Origin of the sequence: Pelagibacterium sp., assembly GCF_048264985.1 — a bacterium.
In the GTDB taxonomy this organism is placed as follows: domain Bacteria; phylum Pseudomonadota; class Alphaproteobacteria; order Rhizobiales; family Devosiaceae; genus Pelagibacterium.
The window spans coordinates 52,341-68,215 of the sequence record NZ_JBLXCL010000006.1 but is presented as its reverse complement, the minus strand read 5'-3'; the positions used below and the strand labels follow the sequence as shown (position 1 = coordinate 68,215).

17 protein-coding genes are annotated in these 15,875 nt (G+C 59.5%); 6 read left to right on the top strand and 11 right to left on the bottom strand.

The window, feature by feature from the left end; translation table 11 throughout:
* Position 1: 1 nt before the first annotated feature.
* From ACN0TA_RS14820 to ACN0TA_RS14810, 3 genes are all read right to left on the bottom strand, one after another.
* Positions 2–1,342 carry an MFS transporter gene (locus tag ACN0TA_RS14820; protein ID WP_417584296.1) on the bottom strand — a complete coding sequence of 447 codons (1,341 nt, stop codon included), beginning with the start codon at positions 1,340–1,342 and terminating at the stop codon, positions 2–4.
* A gap of 174 nt (positions 1,343–1,516) precedes the next feature.
* A complete protein-coding gene (locus ACN0TA_RS14815) occupies positions 1,517–2,086 on the bottom strand; it encodes a hypothetical protein (RefSeq protein WP_417584294.1) in 570 nt (189 codons plus the stop codon).
* Positions 2,087–2,154: 68 nt separating this feature from the next.
* Positions 2,155–3,111, bottom strand: a complete 957-nt coding sequence (locus ACN0TA_RS14810; RefSeq protein WP_417584292.1) for a carbohydrate kinase family protein — start codon at positions 3,109–3,111, stop codon at positions 2,155–2,157.
* Between the two features lie 187 nt (positions 3,112–3,298).
* Here ACN0TA_RS14810 and ACN0TA_RS14805 point away from each other — a divergent pair, with 187 nt between their 5' ends.
* Positions 3,299–3,691, top strand: a complete 393-nt coding sequence (locus ACN0TA_RS14805; protein ID WP_417584290.1) for a GNAT family N-acetyltransferase — start codon at positions 3,299–3,301, stop codon at positions 3,689–3,691.
* A gap of 13 nt (positions 3,692–3,704) precedes the next feature.
* Positions 3,705–3,917, top strand: a complete 213-nt coding sequence (locus ACN0TA_RS14800; protein ID WP_417584288.1) for a SlyX family protein — start codon at positions 3,705–3,707, stop codon at positions 3,915–3,917.
* A gap of 50 nt (positions 3,918–3,967) precedes the next feature.
* Here ACN0TA_RS14800 and ACN0TA_RS14795 read toward each other — a convergent pair whose 3' ends face one another.
* Together ACN0TA_RS14795 and ACN0TA_RS14790 are read right to left on the bottom strand one after the other, a co-directional pair.
* Positions 3,968–4,450 carry a thermonuclease family protein gene (locus ACN0TA_RS14795; RefSeq protein WP_417584286.1) on the bottom strand — a complete coding sequence of 161 codons (483 nt, stop codon included), beginning with the start codon at positions 4,448–4,450 and terminating at the stop codon, positions 3,968–3,970.
* Between the two features lie 149 nt (positions 4,451–4,599).
* Complete coding sequence (locus ACN0TA_RS14790) at positions 4,600–6,075, bottom strand: NAD-dependent succinate-semialdehyde dehydrogenase (protein ID WP_417584284.1); 1,476 nt, start codon at positions 6,073–6,075, stop codon at positions 4,600–4,602.
* A 145-nt stretch (positions 6,076–6,220) separates the two neighbouring features.
* Between ACN0TA_RS14790 and ACN0TA_RS14785 the strand changes: the two genes are divergently transcribed.
* Both ACN0TA_RS14785 and ACN0TA_RS14780 read left to right on the top strand, forming a co-directional pair.
* Positions 6,221–7,003 (top strand): GntR family transcriptional regulator, encoded by a 783-nt coding sequence (locus tag ACN0TA_RS14785; RefSeq protein WP_417584282.1) that lies wholly within the window; start codon positions 6,221–6,223, stop codon positions 7,001–7,003.
* Between the two features lie 77 nt (positions 7,004–7,080).
* Positions 7,081–7,989 carry a VOC family protein gene (locus tag ACN0TA_RS14780; RefSeq protein WP_417584280.1) on the top strand — a complete coding sequence of 303 codons (909 nt, stop codon included), beginning with the start codon at positions 7,081–7,083 and terminating at the stop codon, positions 7,987–7,989.
* Between the two features lie 47 nt (positions 7,990–8,036).
* Here ACN0TA_RS14780 and ACN0TA_RS14775 read toward each other — a convergent pair whose 3' ends face one another.
* Positions 8,037–8,414, bottom strand: coding sequence for a RidA family protein (locus ACN0TA_RS14775; RefSeq protein ID WP_417584405.1), 378 nt, complete (start codon positions 8,412–8,414; stop codon positions 8,037–8,039).
* Positions 8,415–8,543: 129 nt separating this feature from the next.
* Between ACN0TA_RS14775 and ACN0TA_RS14770 the strand changes: the two genes are divergently transcribed.
* Positions 8,544–8,837 (top strand): GNAT family N-acetyltransferase, encoded by a 294-nt coding sequence (locus ACN0TA_RS14770; protein ID WP_417584278.1) that lies wholly within the window; start codon positions 8,544–8,546, stop codon positions 8,835–8,837.
* Between the two features lie 30 nt (positions 8,838–8,867).
* Here ACN0TA_RS14770 and ACN0TA_RS14765 read toward each other — a convergent pair whose 3' ends face one another.
* The 4 genes from ACN0TA_RS14765 to ACN0TA_RS14750 form a co-directional block, all read right to left on the bottom strand.
* Complete coding sequence (locus ACN0TA_RS14765; protein WP_417584276.1) at positions 8,868–10,661, bottom strand: GGDEF domain-containing protein; 1,794 nt, start codon at positions 10,659–10,661, stop codon at positions 8,868–8,870.
* An 82-nt stretch (positions 10,662–10,743) separates the two neighbouring features.
* Positions 10,744–11,352: an alpha/beta hydrolase gene (locus tag ACN0TA_RS14760; RefSeq protein ID WP_417584274.1), complete on the bottom strand. Its 609-nt coding sequence runs from the start codon at positions 11,350–11,352 to the stop codon at positions 10,744–10,746.
* Positions 11,353–11,355: 3 nt separating this feature from the next.
* A complete protein-coding gene (locus tag ACN0TA_RS14755) occupies positions 11,356–12,288 on the bottom strand; it encodes a VOC family protein (RefSeq protein ID WP_417584272.1) in 933 nt (310 codons plus the stop codon).
* Between the two features lie 101 nt (positions 12,289–12,389).
* Positions 12,390–13,106: a helix-turn-helix transcriptional regulator gene (locus tag ACN0TA_RS14750; RefSeq protein ID WP_417584270.1), complete on the bottom strand. Its 717-nt coding sequence runs from the start codon at positions 13,104–13,106 to the stop codon at positions 12,390–12,392.
* A gap of 111 nt (positions 13,107–13,217) precedes the next feature.
* Here ACN0TA_RS14750 and ACN0TA_RS14745 point away from each other — a divergent pair, with 111 nt between their 5' ends.
* A complete protein-coding gene (locus ACN0TA_RS14745; protein WP_417584268.1) occupies positions 13,218–13,778 on the top strand; it encodes a flavin reductase family protein in 561 nt (186 codons plus the stop codon).
* Here the strand turns inward: ACN0TA_RS14745 and ACN0TA_RS14740 are convergent.
* Complete coding sequence (locus tag ACN0TA_RS14740) at positions 13,769–15,637, bottom strand: potassium/proton antiporter (protein WP_417584266.1); 1,869 nt, start codon at positions 15,635–15,637, stop codon at positions 13,769–13,771. The two genes, ACN0TA_RS14745 and ACN0TA_RS14740, sit on opposite strands and share 10 nt — an antisense overlap.
* Between the last annotated feature and the right edge of the window lie 238 nt (positions 15,638–15,875).

Here is a 15,875-nt window from a genome sequence, read left to right as displayed (position 1 = left end):
CTCAGGCCGGCTTGGTGTCCTCGGCGAGGTCCGTTGCGTCCGGCGTTCCCGAATAAAACGCCGAAAGCTGCTTGTAGGGTCGGGAGTTGAGCGCCAAGATCGTTACAAGAACGCCGATCAGCCCCGCCACAGTAAAGACCAGAGCAATGCCCCGGTCCGCTCCTGTACCAAACCACCCCCCGATGGTTTGCGCGCCCGGCCCGTCGGTCATGAACGGGATCACGACGAACTGGGTGTAGGGCCCGATCAGGAATGCGGTTAGCGGCGACGCCGCCTGCTCAATCGATTGGGCAAACCCGAATACGCGCCCCTGTCGCTCCAGCGGCACCACCTTTTGCAGTGTCGTATGCTCTGCGGCTTCGGCAAAAGGCGCCATGAACATCCAGACGAAACATCCAGCCATCAAGAGCCAGATCGAGGGCTGAACCGTAAACACGCAGCACACAGACCAGGTTATCAGATTGACCAGTAACAGGGTGCGCAGTGGGTTCTTGCCCAGCCCGATACGCGAAATCAGCAAGCCGCTGGCGATAAACGCCGTAGAGAGCACGCCGAACAGCAGCCCCCAGACTTCGACCGAAACCAGCGACAGCCCATAGGCGTCAAGCAGCGCCATGAAAATGCCGCCGAGGAAATTGTTGAAGGTCGCGAAAAAGATCAGTGCAAACAGCCCCGGCACCGCCGCAATCACGGCAATGGTGCCCGCGATATCGACCGTACGCGGCGGCTGCACTTCACCTTCAGTGGGAACCGGGCGGCCCTCATTTACCCGGAGCAAGCCCAGATGGGCAAACACCAGCAGGGTCGTCGCCAGCGCCAGGATAAGCACCAGCCACATGCCGCCCCAGGCGACAAGAAACCCTGAGATCACCGACGTCGTCAAAAACCCGACCCCCGTCACCATACCCACAAGCCCGTTTGCCTTGTCGCGCTCATCCTCGGGGATCATGATCGTCACCAGCGTCGGTAGCGCAATCGAGCGGATATTTCCCGCGATCACCCCGAGCATGACCAGCAGCACGAACCCCCAAAGATAGGGCGAAAAGGGATCGCCAAACGCCCCCTCGGGTTCGGCCAGCAACATGCCCAGCGCGGCAACATAGAACAGGAACGAGACAAGGCTCGACCCCATCATCGATATTCGTTTGGAATTGTGGTCGACGATCGCTCCGAGCCAGAACCCGAACGCCGCGGTGAACACCAGATAGATTCCGGCGATCATGCCCGTCGCGAAAACCGACTGGGTCTCGATAAAGATCCAGAAGGTTATCGCGAACCACACAGTAAAGTTCGTGATGTTGGCAACAAGGTTGTTGCCCAAGATCTGATGAAAGGGGTTCATGGCACCGTCCGGACCGCTCAGGATGAGAGTTTACGTCCAGCTTCTGCCATCGACAATCGCCAAACGTTCACCAAGGACGCCTGGCGTGCCCCAAACCCGACATCTTACCCAAAAAAGATCTTGCGACCGGACGCGAGCCATACCCTCGCCAGTCGTCCGGCTTACGGGACGGTCTTAGCGTTCTCCGACGATGTCGCCAATGCCATCTTCGATCGTGGGTGCGGTAGAGCCACACTTAAACCCGTCAACCAATTGGTCGGCCAACTGCCGGGCCCGCCCATTGGCGCCTTCGGTATTGGCCACATACGCCATCGCACACGCACCACCGCCATCGGGCTGCCCCACCTTGGAAACCACGAGGAGCTGCCGCGTCCAATCGCCCATTTCATCGGCAATGAACCAGCGCTGGATCGCTGCGACGGGGCGCTCGGTGTCCCGGTCCAGCCGCACCCGCCATTCGACAGTGTCATTGGCGTAATTGAACGGCGCAAACGTCGCCATCCCTGAATCTGTTGCAAACCCGTATGTTACGCTGTCGCGCCCATCGGAGGAGCGCAATACGAACGGATAACCGGCATGGCCTGTGCAAACGAAATCAGCCCATTCGCCTTCATTGTCCGGAGCCCGCGCGATCATGTTGCAATCGGCATCCAGATCATAGCGTGTGTATTCGCTGATCGCTTGCGCCAGGACCGGCGTACCACCGAGCGACACAAGAGCGAGAGCGGCCAACAGCATTTTCATTGCAACGATCCTCATTACACTTTTCAGGGCCGAAACTCGTCCAACAATCTGGCGGCAATGTGCCAAAATCAGCTCTTGAGCACAGCGTCTACGTCATCGCGGCTGGGCGGATTGCAGCCCACGAAACCGCAATTGAGCCCTGCAGTCACCGCACCGAACCTGAGCACTTCGCCCAAATCCTGAGCATCAAGGCCGCCCAACCGGTCGACCGTCAACGCTTCGCGTTCGGCAAGCGCCGTCAGAACGCCCGCCATCAGGCTGTCTCCGGCGCCAACGGTGTCGCCGAACACTGCCGGCCGATGGACCGCGGCGTGTGCTTCGCCCGACGCTGTGAAGGCCCGCGACCCCGCATCGCCCATGGTAACCACAACAAGTTTGACATTGGGCCTAGCCAGCAGGAGCTGTGCGTGCGCCTCGATGCTCAGCGTGTCGTCAAGCGCTGAAAGATCCTCGTCGGAAACTTTGACGATATGAGCAAGATCGAGAAAGCCGTCCAGCCGCGCTTTGTAGCCTGCGAAATCGTCGATAAGCGACGGTCGCACGTTCGGGTCGATCGAAAGAACTGCACCCCGCGCCGCCACCTGTTTGACCACATCAAGCCAGATCTCCGCATCCTCGGGCTCGATGGGCAGGAAACCACCGATCTGAAAGACATCGATTGTTTTGGGCAGAGCCGCCATCAACTTTTCGCGCGAAATATCGCGCTCGGCTGTGCCCTTGCGATAAAAAGCATAGGCGGGCAGACCTTTGGCGTTCCGTGTCACCACCGCCAGCGTCGTGTTGCAGTTTGAGCGCTCGGCGATCAATGGGACCACGCCGGCCGCCGCGAGTGGCCCCATAAGGCGGTCGCCGAATGTGTCCTTGGAAATCGGGCACAAGAAACCCGATGCCTGTCCCAAACGCGCCAGCGCTATGGCGCAATTATAGGGTGACCCTCCCTCATGGGCGCTCATGTCCATGGCGCCGCCGGAAACCTGCGGGCGCGCAACGAGATCGATGAGGCTTTCCCCCGCAACAACAAACATCGCTTCCTCCTGAGCCAAGGGCCCGGTCTGTCTACACGATCACGCGGGCATTCGCCAAGCGCATGGGCAGATGTTTACGCAACTAAAGTCACCGCCAGGCTCCATTCAGTTTCCGGGCTGCAACCTTTGAGAGAGAGACGCATTGTGCCCGTGACGTTTTTTTTCATTTAATCACGAGGGAATTGCTATGGACGTCGTTGACGTAAGGATAGACCCGTTTCCGAGCCAGCGCGAACTTTCCGATCTGTGGCGAGCAACATGGGAGGTTGACGGCGTTTCCGACTTTCAGTCGATCCTGACACGTAGCCTGACCCATGTCGGCGCCTATCTTGGAGACCGCATCATCGGGTTTACCAACATGGCCTGGGATGGCGGCGTTCACGGCTTTCTTGTCGATGCCTGTGTCCATCCCGAGTTTCGCGACCACGGCATTGGGCAATCGATGGTTGAAGCTGCGCTACAGGTCGCCCGCAAGCGTGGATTACGCAAAGTCCATGTAGACTTCGATCCACATCTGCGCGACTTCTACCTGTCTTGCGGCTTCAAGCCCACCGACGCCGGGGTTTTAAACATCGACTAGAAAGAACCAGCACATGGCCGACACTGACGACACCCGGTTCACAGCTCTCGAAGAGCGCCTGGCCCATCAGGACCAGACGATTGAGGAACTGAGCAGCGTAATTGCCGGCCAGTGGCGCGAAATCGATAGGCTCAAACGACAGCTTGCCATGATCGACGATCAGATCGCCGCCGTCGAGCAACTCGCCCGTACCGGCAAGGCAGAACCGCCACCGCCCCATTATTAGCGCCTAACGGGCGTCCGCGGATGGCATGCCGACCAGGAGCGGACGTCGGCTCAGCACCAGTCCCGACGCGCTCCGTCCCACGGACGGGCGAGCCCTTCAGCCACCAATATCATACCCAGAGATTGTCCGTCGCGCTCCAGTACCCGCAGCTTGCGGCCATACCTGTCCTCGTCACGATGGTCCCAGAACCGCATGGAAAACCTCCCCTGGTTGACCAACTCAAGCATCCGCGCCGTCGCACGGTCGCCCAACGCTTTTTCCTGTGCGCAGCCATAATTTCGCACTTCGGGCGTATCGATATCTGCAATCCGTACCGATTGTCCGTCGATGCGGATCGTGTCGCCATCAATAACGCAGGTGCCACCGCCTACAGCACACAGCGAAAAGCGCTGGGTTACAACATCGGGGGTGGCCCCGGTGGTGATCGCCGGCAGCTCCAAACCGGGAACGCTGACATATCCACGATCGATGGCCACCCAGCCCAGCGCGGCAACTGCAATAAACGCAACCACCGGCTCAACCAAACGTGGCACGCGCCGTCTTGGCCGGGCGGCAAAACGCGCCCGCCCAAATATGGTTCTCGCCCGCATAGCCGAATCGCCTCCATGCCCAAAAGGGCAGACGATAGGCAACCCGTCCTAACGGGTGGTAAGCGCCAAGCTCGACGAATTACCGTGCGGAATTATACGGCCAGGCAGAGATATTTGATATTGAGATAGTCCTCGATCCCATACTTGCTGCCTTCACGGCCGAAGCCGGACTGCTTGACCCCGCCGAACGGGGCCACTTCGGTGGAGATCATGCCTGTATTGATACCGACAATCCCGTATTCCAATGCCTCGGCCACCTTTGTAACCTTCGAGATATCCTTGCCGAAGAAATAGGCCGCCAGCCCGAACTCTGTCGCATTGGCCAATGCGATGGCGTCCTCGACGGTCTCGAATTTGAAGACCGGCGCGACGGGGCCAAAAATCTCCTCGCGCGACAAGCGCATATCCTTGGTCGCGCCCACCAGCAACGTGGGCGGATAAAAGGTGCGCTCCCCGGTCGGCGCACCACCCATGATGATCTCTGCCCCCTTGTCTCGAGCATCCCCGACAAGCTCTTCGACCTTTTCGACGGCCTTTTCGGTGATCAATGGGCCGAGTTCGACCCCCTCTTCCATACCATTGCCAACCTTGAGCTCAGCCATCCTGTCTCTCAGACGGGAAACGAAAGCGTCATGGATGCCCGCCTGGACATAAAGTCGGTTCGCACAAACGCAGGTCTGGCCGGCATTGCGGAACTTGGATGCAATTGCGCCCTCGACTGCAGCATCGATATCGGCGTCATCGAACACGATAAACGGCGCATTGCCGCCCAGCTCCATGCTCATCCGCTTGATCCCGTCGGCGCATTGGCGCATCAGGATTTTGCCCACATTCGTTGAACCGGTGAAACTGATCTTGGCAACTTTGGGGTTTGCGCACAGCTCTTGGCCGATAGCGGCAGAATCGGTGCCGGGAACGATGTTGAGAACGCCCGGCGGAAAGCCTGCCCACTCCATGAGGCGGGCAATCGCCAGTGCCGAGAGCGGGGTTTCCGAAGCGGGCTTGGACACAACAGTGCAGCCCGCCGCCAAAGCCGGGGCCAGCTTGCGCGCCAGCATTGCGTTAGGAAAATTCCAGGGCGTGATCACCCCGACAACGCCCACCGGCTGTTTGATGACACTTATCCGGGTGTTGGCAGTGTGACCGGGGATCGTGTCGCCATAGACGCGCCTTGCCTCTTCGGCGAACCACTCGATAAAGCTCGCGCCATACAGAATTTCCCCGCGCGCTTCCTTCCAGGGTTTACCCATTTCCAGCGTCAGCACCGTAGCCAGATCGTCGGCGTTTTCGACCATCAGCCGGTGGAGTTTTTTCATCAGATCGGCACGTTCCTTGGCCGATTTTGCTGCCCAAACCGGTTGCGCCGCATGGGCGGCATCGATGGCCTCGCGCGTTGCATGGGTCGAAAGGTCGGGGATCTGTGCCAACACCGCCCCGGTTGCCGGATTGGCAACCCGGAAGACCTTGCCCCGTGACGATACTGTGCTCCATTTGCCGTTGATATAGCCCCCGGCAGCAATCAGGCGTGGTTCCTTGAGCCGGTCGGTGAGCGCTGACGTTAGGGTCATTTAGCGAGCCTCCTTGGAGTGTTTTTACGATTGAACGCCTCAAATTGCCCTATGGCAACAGGCGCGCGGCCGGGTTGCAGTTTTACTGGCGAGTTTGTTCAAAACTGCTATATTTAGGGCCTGCGCCGATATGATGACGGGCCGAATGCACACAGCCGAAACGACTTATTCGTTCCTTTCCAGCTCTGCTGAAATGCAGCGTGGTTCAATGGCTGCCAGAGTGGCGGCCCAATTGCGTAACGCGATTATCGAGCTCAGGTTGCCCCCGGGTACCATGCTGGACAAATCCCAGATCTGTGCGCGGCTCGGTGTATCGCGCTCACCGGTTGCCGAAGCTTTCGCACGGCTGCAGTCGGAAGGTCTGCTCGATATCCTACCCCAACGGGGCACCGTAGTATCCTTCCTCTCGCTCGGCGCGATCAAGGAATACATCTTCATCCGCAAGGCGCTGGAGGGCGAAGCTGTCCGCATGCTGGCAACCCACCATCCCTCTGGTCTTACAGAGCGGCTGGAAGCCAATATCGAGGCCCAACGCAAAAGCGCCGATAATGAAGATCGCGAAACATTTCATGGCCTGGATCTTCAATTTCACGACGAAATATTGAACGCTCTTGGCTATCGCCGCATGAAGGCGGTCGTCGATACGGCCCGCAACAATCTCGACAGGGCCCGGCAGATGACCAATTCCATTCGCCGCATCGCCGTCGGCATTGAGGAACATGCAACGATTCTCGCCGAAATCCGGGCTGGAAAGGCCGACCGGGCAGCGCGCGCCATGCATGTCCATCTCGACGGCATGATCAGCGAGACAGAGGCGCTGGCAAACCGCCATCCCGAGCTTTTCGTGCCGGGTGCTGCCTATCGCAGCAATCCGCAATCGGAGGTCATTCGCGATTTGGCAACAATCCGTCGCGTTCCGTCCACTTAATCAGAACGCTCATCGACGCTATCTTCGTGGCAACTCAATAGCCCATGCGGGCCAACGCCCGCCACGGAGATACATATATGCTGGAAACCCAACCTACAGTCACAACGCCCCTTCTGGTGCCCACGGCCACCCGACTTGGTCAGATTCATATCGCAGTGACCGATGCTGATAAGGCGCTGTCGATCTGGCGCGACGTTGTCGGACTCACCCTCATAAACAGCACGCCGGACCGGCTCGAACTTGGCGCTGGCGACGATGTGCTTGTGGTCCTCGAAACCGGCGCAAATGGACCAGTGGCGCCCCATACTGTCGGGCTCTATCACGTTGCCATCCATGTCCCAACGCGCCGTGATTTTGCGCGCACCCTGAATCGGGCCATCGCTGCCAGAGTGCGCATTTCGCCCACCGATCACCTTGTATCCGAAGCGCTCTATCTCTGGGATCTTGATGGAAACGGCATCGAAATCACCTTTGAGACGCCGTGGCGCGGCCGGTTTGTCGAAAACGACGAACTCATGGCGATTACCCCGGACGGCCAACCTCATTCCGGCCGCGAACCAATTGATGTCGCTGGCCTGATGAGCGAGCTCGATGGCGACCAGACACCGTTTGCTTCGATGCCAAAGGGCACGCGCATCGGGCATGTCCATGTTCATGTGGACGATCTCGATACAGCAATGGCGTTTTACCGCGACCAGATCGGTTTTGCAGGCCAGTTGCTCTCGCGCCGCTACGGCATGGGCGATGTCAATCTCGATTACGCGCCCCATATCCTTGCGTTCAACATCTGGGCCGGTCGCAATCCCTCGACGCCCCCCGCCGGCGTCGCAGGTCTGCGCTGGTTCGAGATCATTGTGCCCGACCGAACCACCCTCTCGGAAATCCAAGCGCGGCTGGTCGCTGCTAACGCCGATATCAGTGAGGTCGAAATCGGCATCGAAACACGCGACCCTGCCGGCAATCGCCTCAAGATCCTCATCGGCTAAAAATTCTGGCCGATGAGATCGGAGCTGGCCCGGATATCAAGCGCTGCTTAATCGGGCCTGCGCGCGATCAGATCGATCTCGACCAGGGCACCCACTGCCAACCCGGTCACGCCGATTGTTGTCCGGGCGGGTAGTTTGCCAGCCTCGAAATAGGTTTGGTAGGTCGCGTTCATCTGCGCGTAGTCGCGGTCGAACGCCCTGAGATAGATACGGATCATTGTGACGTTCTCCAATGTCAGCCCGACACCGCCCAGCACGATCCCGAGATTGTCCATAACCCGGCGCGTCTGCGCCTCGATCCCGTTGGGCAGCGGCGCGTCGGGCGCGTCAGGGTCGGTCGGCATCTGTCCGGTGAGAAAAACCCAGCCATCGGCCTCAACGGCATGGGAAAACGGGGCGACGGGCCGCGGGCCGCGCTCGATCATATGATGGATGGGCAGGCTCATGGGAACTCCTTTATGTCGCCCAAAGAGTGCAAAGCCTTGTCCTTGCAGTCAACCACAACCATGTCTGGCGCGTTAGGCTTACAACCAGGCTCTCGCAAGGAACACACAATGACACCCGATCTCGACATCGAACACACCCTGGACGGCGACCAAGGGCGCTATTGGGCCGAGCTTGGCGAGGGTGCCCAGGCCGAGATGACCTATCTGCGGCGCCCTGACAACGCGATAATCATCACCCACACGGGCGTTCCGCCCGCCTTTGAGGGAAGGGGCATTGCGCTAAAACTCGTCAAACGCGCAGTGGCCGACGCCCGTGAGCACAATTTCAAGATCGTGCCGCAATGTCCCTATGTGGCGGTCCAGTTCCGCCGTCATCCCGATTGGGACGAGCTGCTTGCCTGATCTGCGCGTGGAGCCTTGAAGGGCCGGGACCTACGCCTCTTCGCTGTCGCGCGCATCGACTTCGCGCGCCTCAGCTGCCTCCGAAGTCAAAACATCGGCGCGCTCGAAGACAACGACCCGGTCGCGCCCCTCGGCTTTGGCCCGATAAAGTGCGGCGTCGGCCATTTCGGTAGCAAGTTCGAGGCTGTCTTCGGCCATGACCAGCGTTGCCCCGACACTGATTGTCACCGAAAGGCGCTCGCCGTCCGAAACCGTGACAGGCATTTGCCGCATCATCTCGTTGAGGGCTTCGCCGATCTGGATCAACCCTTGCGCAGAGCAATCGCGCACTAATACGATGAATTCATCTCCGCCCCACCGCGCGCAGACATCGACACGGCGCAATGCGGCTTTGAGCCGTCGCGCCACTTCGATAACCACCTGATCGCCCGCCGAATGCCCGGCCGTATCGTTGACCGTCTTGAAGTTGTCGATGTCGATCAGCAACAGCCCGTTGACATGTTTGGCATCGGCTCCGCGCCGACGCTGCACTATGAATTTTTCCTCGAACCCGCGCCGGTTGTAGATCTTGGTCAGCGCATCGAGGTTGACGAGCGATTGAAGCTGTTCGGTGCGTTCGCGCACCTGGCTCTCAAGGCTCAACCTGGCCTCGGTAATCGTGTCAGACATTTCGATCAGCGTGCGCGAGAGCCTGCCGATTTCATCGGGGCTGCGATCGGGTTTCATTACGGCCCGCTTGCCTTCACGCAGGGAGACGAGCCCGGCTTCGACCTTTTCAATCCGATTGAGTACCACGATGCGGAAAATCCAGCTCAACACCAGCCCCACAGCCAGCAGGATCGCAATTGCGGCCAGGCCGACGGGCAGGAAAACGCGGCGGTCGATAATGGTTTCAACATCCATCACAGTGATGTTGTACCAGCCGATGTGACCGAGATAGCCAACTCCCACCAGCTTGGGCAGGCCCGACATGGTGAGCATGGCTGTCCGAATTTCGTCGGGCGCTTCGAGGGCACCGTTCATCATGGCGCGCAACAGAGCCATGTCGGCAACATCGTCGACCAGCGAAAACACCGTGGTCTTTTCGGCAATATCCTTGGTGATCGAACGAAAATCGACGAGCGATGCGTCCCTGTGCGCCTGAACCGCGCCGCCCTGGTCGACAAATATCGATTCAACGCCGGGTTCGGACACATCGACGACATCCTGGATAAAACTGGAAAGATCGAGCCCGGTGCCCACCATCCCCAGCACTTCCCCGTTGCGGCTGACGAGGCAGTTCATCCACACCTTGGTGACTTTGAGAACGTCATCAACATTAACGTTGAGGTGACACCCCTCGCGCCGCCCCCGTGTCGCGTAATACCAGGAGTCGCGCTCAAGCGTCGGACGCAACGTGTACCTGTAAGGATCGTCGCCATAACTGTTGAGGGCGTCGTTGAAATAGTAATGGCCAGAGCCATTGATGACCAGAAACACGCTCTTGTCGGTAAACGCGTTACGATAATGCTCCATTTCGGCCAGACCGCGGGCCTTGAGCTCTTCATCATTTTCGTTGGCGAACCAGTCGAGAATGGCCGGTGAACGGCTCAGGGTTTCGGCAAGTGAAAGTTCCTGCCCCAGCGCGGCCATGCCGCGATAGCGATCATACTGGACCTGCCGCTCTGCAATCATGGTGCCGAACTGGAACGTCAGAGACTCGATGATACGGTTGATGGCCAGCCAGCCCGCAAGGCCTACAAGAACCAATGCTGCCAGCACCAGCCAGAGCACGCGCGTGCGCAAACTCGGCCCTGCCAGTCGGCCAAAAAGCGATTTCATCATCGCCCGGTTCGTCCCCCAATAAACACCGGCGCAGTCATGCGCCGGTCCATGAAGCGATAGCGAATCAGTGGTTTAAGTCCTGTTAACCGTCAGGGTATTCACCAAGAAATCCCGCGATAGCTGTCAGTTCGTCCTGCACGATCTCGTGTCCACCCTCATGCCAGACAATCTCGGTATCGGCCCCTTGCGCCCCAAACCAGTCGCCAAGTGCCTGTGTGCGCTCAGCCGGACAGATCGGGTCCCGCCGCCCGGCGGTGATCAGCACACGCCGGCCTGCGAGTGCCTGCGCTGGCTCAGGCGACCACGGGATCAGCGGATGCATCAGCACGCCGGCATCGATCAGGTCGGGATGGGTCATCATCACCGATGCCAATATATTGGCGCCGTTTGAATAGCCCAGCCCCACTACCGGCCCATCGGCTTTCAGCCCTTCGATAAACCGGGCCATCTTTTTTGTCCTCAGGGCAAGATCTTCCATATCGTAGACGCCCTCTCCGGTGCGCCTGAAATAGCGCAGAGCCCCGCCTTCAGATACATCACCACGTATCGCAACGATCTGCGCCTGGGGCAGCAATTGCCGCCCAAGATTGAAGAACTGGTTTTCGTCGCCGCCCGTCCCGTGCAACAGCACAAGCGTGGGCGCATCAGGGCGCTGCCCCTCATGGACCTTGGTAATATACGTCTCGCTCATGGCTCAGTCCTTTATCTCGGGCAGGTGAGTTTCCAGCCATGCGCGGCGATGCTCGTGCTGCGCGGGCAGTTTGAGCGCTTCGCCGAGATTGGCGGCATCCTCGTCACGGTCGAAGCCGGGCTCATTGGTCGCGATCTCGAACAATACGCCGCCCGGCGTGCGGAAATAGATCGCATAGAAATAGTCGCGATCGATAACCGGCGTCACCTGATACCCGGTATCGAGCAGCGCTTGACGTACGGCATTCTGGGCAGCCCGGTTCTCGACGGCAAAGGCGATATGATGCACCGATCCCGCCCCGAGATCGCCGCGTGGCATGTTGGGCAATGTGTGCAGATCGATCGTATCGGCCCCGTTGCCGTCCGGGATGACGAAACGCTTGATACCCTTTGAGGTGTCGGCGTGTTCATAGCCCATGAATTTGAGCAGCTCCTCGGTTGGGCCGCTGTCGCCAAGGCGCAGACTGGCCCCGGCAAAGCCACGAATTGCCTCCTCGCCAGCAACCGCGCCGCCTGTCCAGGGCACCCGCGTGTCGGTTTTGGCTTCGACAAGTGCGAAGCTGTCACCGTCAACGGCTGTGAAGCGCAGCCGGTTTTCTCCAAACGCTTCGTCGGACAGCACGCCATTGACGCCCTTTTCGGCAAACCGTGCCTTCCAGAATGCAAGGCTGCCCTCGGGGACCGAGAACTGAGTTTCCCCCACCTCTCCAATGCCTGGACGGCCCTTGATGATGTGGGGAAAAGGGAAGTAGGTCATCACCGAACCTGGCGTGCCCTGCTCATCGCCATAATAGAGGTGATAAACCGAAGGCTCGTCGAAATTTACTGTCTTTTTGACCCGGCGCAGGCCGAGCGTGTCGGTAAAGAACCGGTTGTTGGCGTCAGCATCGCGCGACATAGAGGTCACGTGATGCAGGCCCTTGATCTGGTCGAGCATTGTTCTGTCTCCAAGCATGTGCCCACTGGGCATGTTGGAGACCAATATAGTCGGCCGATCGGTTCAGATAATCAGCCCTATGGTTCATTCAATATTCGATGTTATCGAACGATGGAACGCTCCGGCTCATCTTCGGCCGCCGCGATCCGATAGGCACAACGGCGTGCGCCCATAACTATGTGATCGGTCCGCTCGACCTTGGTGTCGGGGCCAAGTACATCGCGAAACACTGCAAGTTCGGCTCTGCAGAAATTCTGGCATGCAGTTGCGGCAGCACAGATCGGACAGTGATTTTCATAAAGGACATACCCGCCCTCGCCATCGGCTTCCCAATCGGCCATGTACCCTTCGGCCGAGCGCAGATCAGCCAAGCGGGCAACACGCTCGCCAAGGCTCCCGGCCTCGCGCATCGCTGCGTGATAGACAGCCTTGGTCCGCTCCTCGCGTGCATCGATGATCCGCGCCAAGACAGCATCGCCAAGCGTATCGCCCACGATTCCCAAAAGCTCGACAGTCAGTGCAGCATGAGTGTCGGGAAACCGCGCCTGTCCGCCGGCCGTCAGCCGCCAGAACTGGGACGGGCGCCCCACCCCGCGTGACTGGCTCCAGCATTCGACAAGCCCGTCATCGGACAGCCGCACCAATTGCTGCCGCGCCGCCTCCCCGGACGTTCCCAGGGCCCGCCCGAGTTCGGCGGCAGTCTTGTCGCCATGCATCTTGAGATGGAACAGGACGCGTTCAGCCGCATTGCGCGGAGACCAGTTTCCCGTCTCGGGCAATGATGCAGAATTTTCGTTCACCGGTTTGCTGCTTGACATGGCTCCTGAGCGACATTTAGAAAGCACTTACTTGGAAAATACAGAGACCGGGCCTCAAGATCAAGCCCTACCGGTTTCTTCACACCGACCGGCGCTTCGAACTACCCTGAAATGACAAAAACAAATATTAAATTGCCCCCGGCTGGACCGGCTTTAACACTCGCTCTGGCCGACCACGCAGCGGCGCGAGATGCGGTTCCCGCCTCTCAGTTCACCAGCGCCATGAGCACGCTCGCCGCTGCCGTAACCGTTGTTACCGCCGACGACGGCCAGGATCGTCAGGGCCGCACGGTCACTGCAATGCTCTCGCTCAGCGCCGAGCCTCCGGCCGTTATGGTCTCGATTACCCGCGACTCCGAGTTGGCGCAAGCAATCGGGGCCTCGGGCCACTTCTCGCTTTCGGTTCTCGCCCAGGACCAGCAGAGCGTCGCCGACGCCTTTGCCGGCTGGGGCGCAAAAGACAGGTTCTCAAGCGCTGAATGGGATCAATGGCCCTCCGGCCAGCCGCTGCTTATTGGTGCGGTGAGCAGCCTTGATTGCGTCGTTGCCGGCACCATCGAAATGGACACCCATTTGCTCTATGCGGGCATCGTGACCCACACCCGGTCCTACCCTGACCGCGCGCCGCTCATCTGGCAGCGACGCGGCTACCGGGCACTCGATCAGTCCTGAGTTTGCTCGTCGGCAGGCTCGGCAACAGGCATTGCCTTCAATTTCTGATTGATCTTCTTGTTGCGCCGCTCGGCGATCTTTGACTTGGCGAACGCTGTGAGTTCGCGGCCGCTCATGAACACGGGCACACGAGCCTTCTGCGCATCCTGGTCGATCGCCAGCCCCGCTTCGGACACTTCGCCTTCGATATCGACCTCACGCACGATCAACTCGAGCGCACCGATCGCCACCCGGTCGCCAATCTCGGCCGTGCCGCCGAGCCGCTCTCGCATATAGTCGCCGATCGATTTTTCCAGCGACACATTGGGGCCGATCTGGGCGTCATATGCATCCTTGAGCGCACCGAGCGGACGGATGGGATTGATCCTGAACTCGCCGAAGAAATCCTTGTCATCGGCCTCCACCTTGGCGGGGCTGGCGAACAGCCTGTCGAGCAGGCGTGTGTAGCGCGGGGCAATGAACATATAAACGTAGTCGCCGGCCTTGATCCGTCCGGCAAACTGAAAACGCATCGATTGCCCATCCCGCACGATCAGCGAGGGGCGCGCCCAGCGTGGCAGACGCTCGCCTTCGGCCACCGGACTTTTGTCGACAACGTGATAGACGATAAGCTCATGGTGGGCGCTACCGGGCAGTTCGAGCCCCACGCGTTCCACTGGCCCAATGCGCGGCGGCACGATAAGTCCGAGCCACTGCGCCATGGGCTTGATCGTCCAACCTTGAATGAGAAGCGAGGTCAGAACGACAATAAAGGCCGTATTGAAGAGCACAGCGCCGTTTTCCAGCAAGGCGATCAAAGGCAGAATGGCCAGAAGGATCGAAACCGCGCCGCGCAAACCCACCCATGAAATGAAGGCGATTTCGTCGCGCTGATACTGGAACGGCAACAGGCACAGCCAGACCGCCACGGGCCGGGCAACAAACATCAGGAACAATGCCAGCGCCACGGCCGGCAGCGCCACATTGCCAAATTGGGACGGGCTGGCCAGAAGCCCTAGGATCAGAAACATCACGATCTGGGCCAGCCATGTCATGCCGTCCTGAAAACGCACAAGCGTTGCGCGCGCCCGCACGCGCCTGTTGCCCGCCACAAGTCCGGCAACATAGGCGGCAAGCGCCCCCGAGCCGCCCAAAAGTCCCGTAAAGGCAAACAGCAGCACCGCCATGCCCAAAACGATAATCGGGTAGAGCGCGCCCTCAAGCTCGACACGGTTGATGATGAAAACGATTGCCGAGCCCCCGGCAATGCCAAGCACGACGCCAAGCCCCATCTGCCAGCCGAACCCGACCAGAAACTCGTGAGTAAACCCGGTAATGCCCGAGCCCGAGACCAGAAGCTCGACGAACATGATGGTCAGGAAGATGGCCATCGGATCGTTCGATCCCGATTCCACTTCCAGTGTCGAGCGCACCTTGTCGCGGATTGTGATGCCGCCAACGCGCAAAAGGAAGAACACGGCCGCCGCGTCGGTCGAGGACACGATAGCGCCCATCAACAGGCCTTCGGCCCATCCGAAACCGAACAACAAACGGGCAGCCATCCCCACAACGCCCGTGGTCAACAGCACGCCAACCGTGGCCAGAACGATTGAAGGCGCCGCCGCTTGCCTGAACGACTTAAGCGAGGTCCCAAAACCGGAATCGAAGAGAATGACCGCAAGCGCCAGCGAGCCCACGAAATAGGCTGTGTTGACGTCGGAAAACTGGATACCCAGCCCATCGCTACCTGCCCCCAGGCCAATCCCCAAAAACAGCAGCAGCAAGGGTGCCCCGAAGCGGAACGCGACGAGGCTGGTAAAAACCGAAACAACGATGAGGGCCGCGCCCACGAGGAGCAGCGGGTAAATCCAGTCGATCATCCCCAAATGACCCGATCTAAAATGTTTGGCAGCCGGCCGAACCGGCCGCGTAAGGTGAAAAGATCAATAGTGACAATGATTACGGCGCCAATGCGTCCCGTCCACCCCCACAGGGCCAAAAAACATGCTTTGGAAGCAAAAAATTATCGAGCAGAGACCAGGGTTTGTCTCCATTGAGTACACCGACGCCCCTTGCGCACCTCAACCGTCCCGATAATATCGCTTTCAGGACTTTTTC

Excerpts from the sequence above, each read along its gene's own strand:
- ACN0TA_RS14820 (WP_417584296.1), bottom strand. The coding sequence starts at position 1,342 with ATGAACCCCTTTCATCAGATCTTGGGCAACAACCTTGTTGCCAACATC.
- ACN0TA_RS14815 (WP_417584294.1), bottom strand. The coding sequence starts at position 2,086 with ATGAAAATGCTGTTGGCCGCTCTCGCTCTTGTGTCGCTCGGTGGTACG.
- ACN0TA_RS14810 (WP_417584292.1), bottom strand. The coding sequence starts at position 3,111 with ATGTTTGTTGTTGCGGGGGAAAGCCTCATCGATCTCGTTGCGCGCCCG.
- ACN0TA_RS14805 (WP_417584290.1), top strand. The coding sequence starts at position 3,299 with ATGGACGTCGTTGACGTAAGGATAGACCCGTTTCCGAGCCAGCGCGAA.
- ACN0TA_RS14800 (WP_417584288.1), top strand. The coding sequence starts at position 3,705 with ATGGCCGACACTGACGACACCCGGTTCACAGCTCTCGAAGAGCGCCTG.
- ACN0TA_RS14790 (WP_417584284.1), bottom strand. The coding sequence starts at position 6,075 with ATGACCCTAACGTCAGCGCTCACCGACCGGCTCAAGGAACCACGCCTG.
- ACN0TA_RS14785 (WP_417584282.1), top strand. The coding sequence starts at position 6,221 with ATGCACACAGCCGAAACGACTTATTCGTTCCTTTCCAGCTCTGCTGAA.
- ACN0TA_RS14780 (WP_417584280.1), top strand. The coding sequence starts at position 7,081 with ATGCTGGAAACCCAACCTACAGTCACAACGCCCCTTCTGGTGCCCACG.
- ACN0TA_RS14775 (WP_417584405.1), bottom strand. The coding sequence starts at position 8,414 with ATGATCGAGCGCGGCCCGCGGCCCGTCGCCCCGTTTTCCCATGCCGTT.
- ACN0TA_RS14770 (WP_417584278.1), top strand. The coding sequence starts at position 8,544 with ATGACACCCGATCTCGACATCGAACACACCCTGGACGGCGACCAAGGG.
- ACN0TA_RS14765 (WP_417584276.1), bottom strand. The coding sequence starts at position 10,661 with ATGATGAAATCGCTTTTTGGCCGACTGGCAGGGCCGAGTTTGCGCACG.
- ACN0TA_RS14760 (WP_417584274.1), bottom strand. The coding sequence starts at position 11,352 with ATGAGCGAGACGTATATTACCAAGGTCCATGAGGGGCAGCGCCCTGAT.
- ACN0TA_RS14755 (WP_417584272.1), bottom strand. The coding sequence starts at position 12,288 with ATGCTCGACCAGATCAAGGGCCTGCATCACGTGACCTCTATGTCGCGC.
- ACN0TA_RS14750 (WP_417584270.1), bottom strand. The coding sequence starts at position 13,106 with ATGTCAAGCAGCAAACCGGTGAACGAAAATTCTGCATCATTGCCCGAG.
- ACN0TA_RS14745 (WP_417584268.1), top strand. The coding sequence starts at position 13,218 with ATGACAAAAACAAATATTAAATTGCCCCCGGCTGGACCGGCTTTAACA.
- ACN0TA_RS14740 (WP_417584266.1), bottom strand. The coding sequence starts at position 15,637 with ATGATCGACTGGATTTACCCGCTGCTCCTCGTGGGCGCGGCCCTCATC.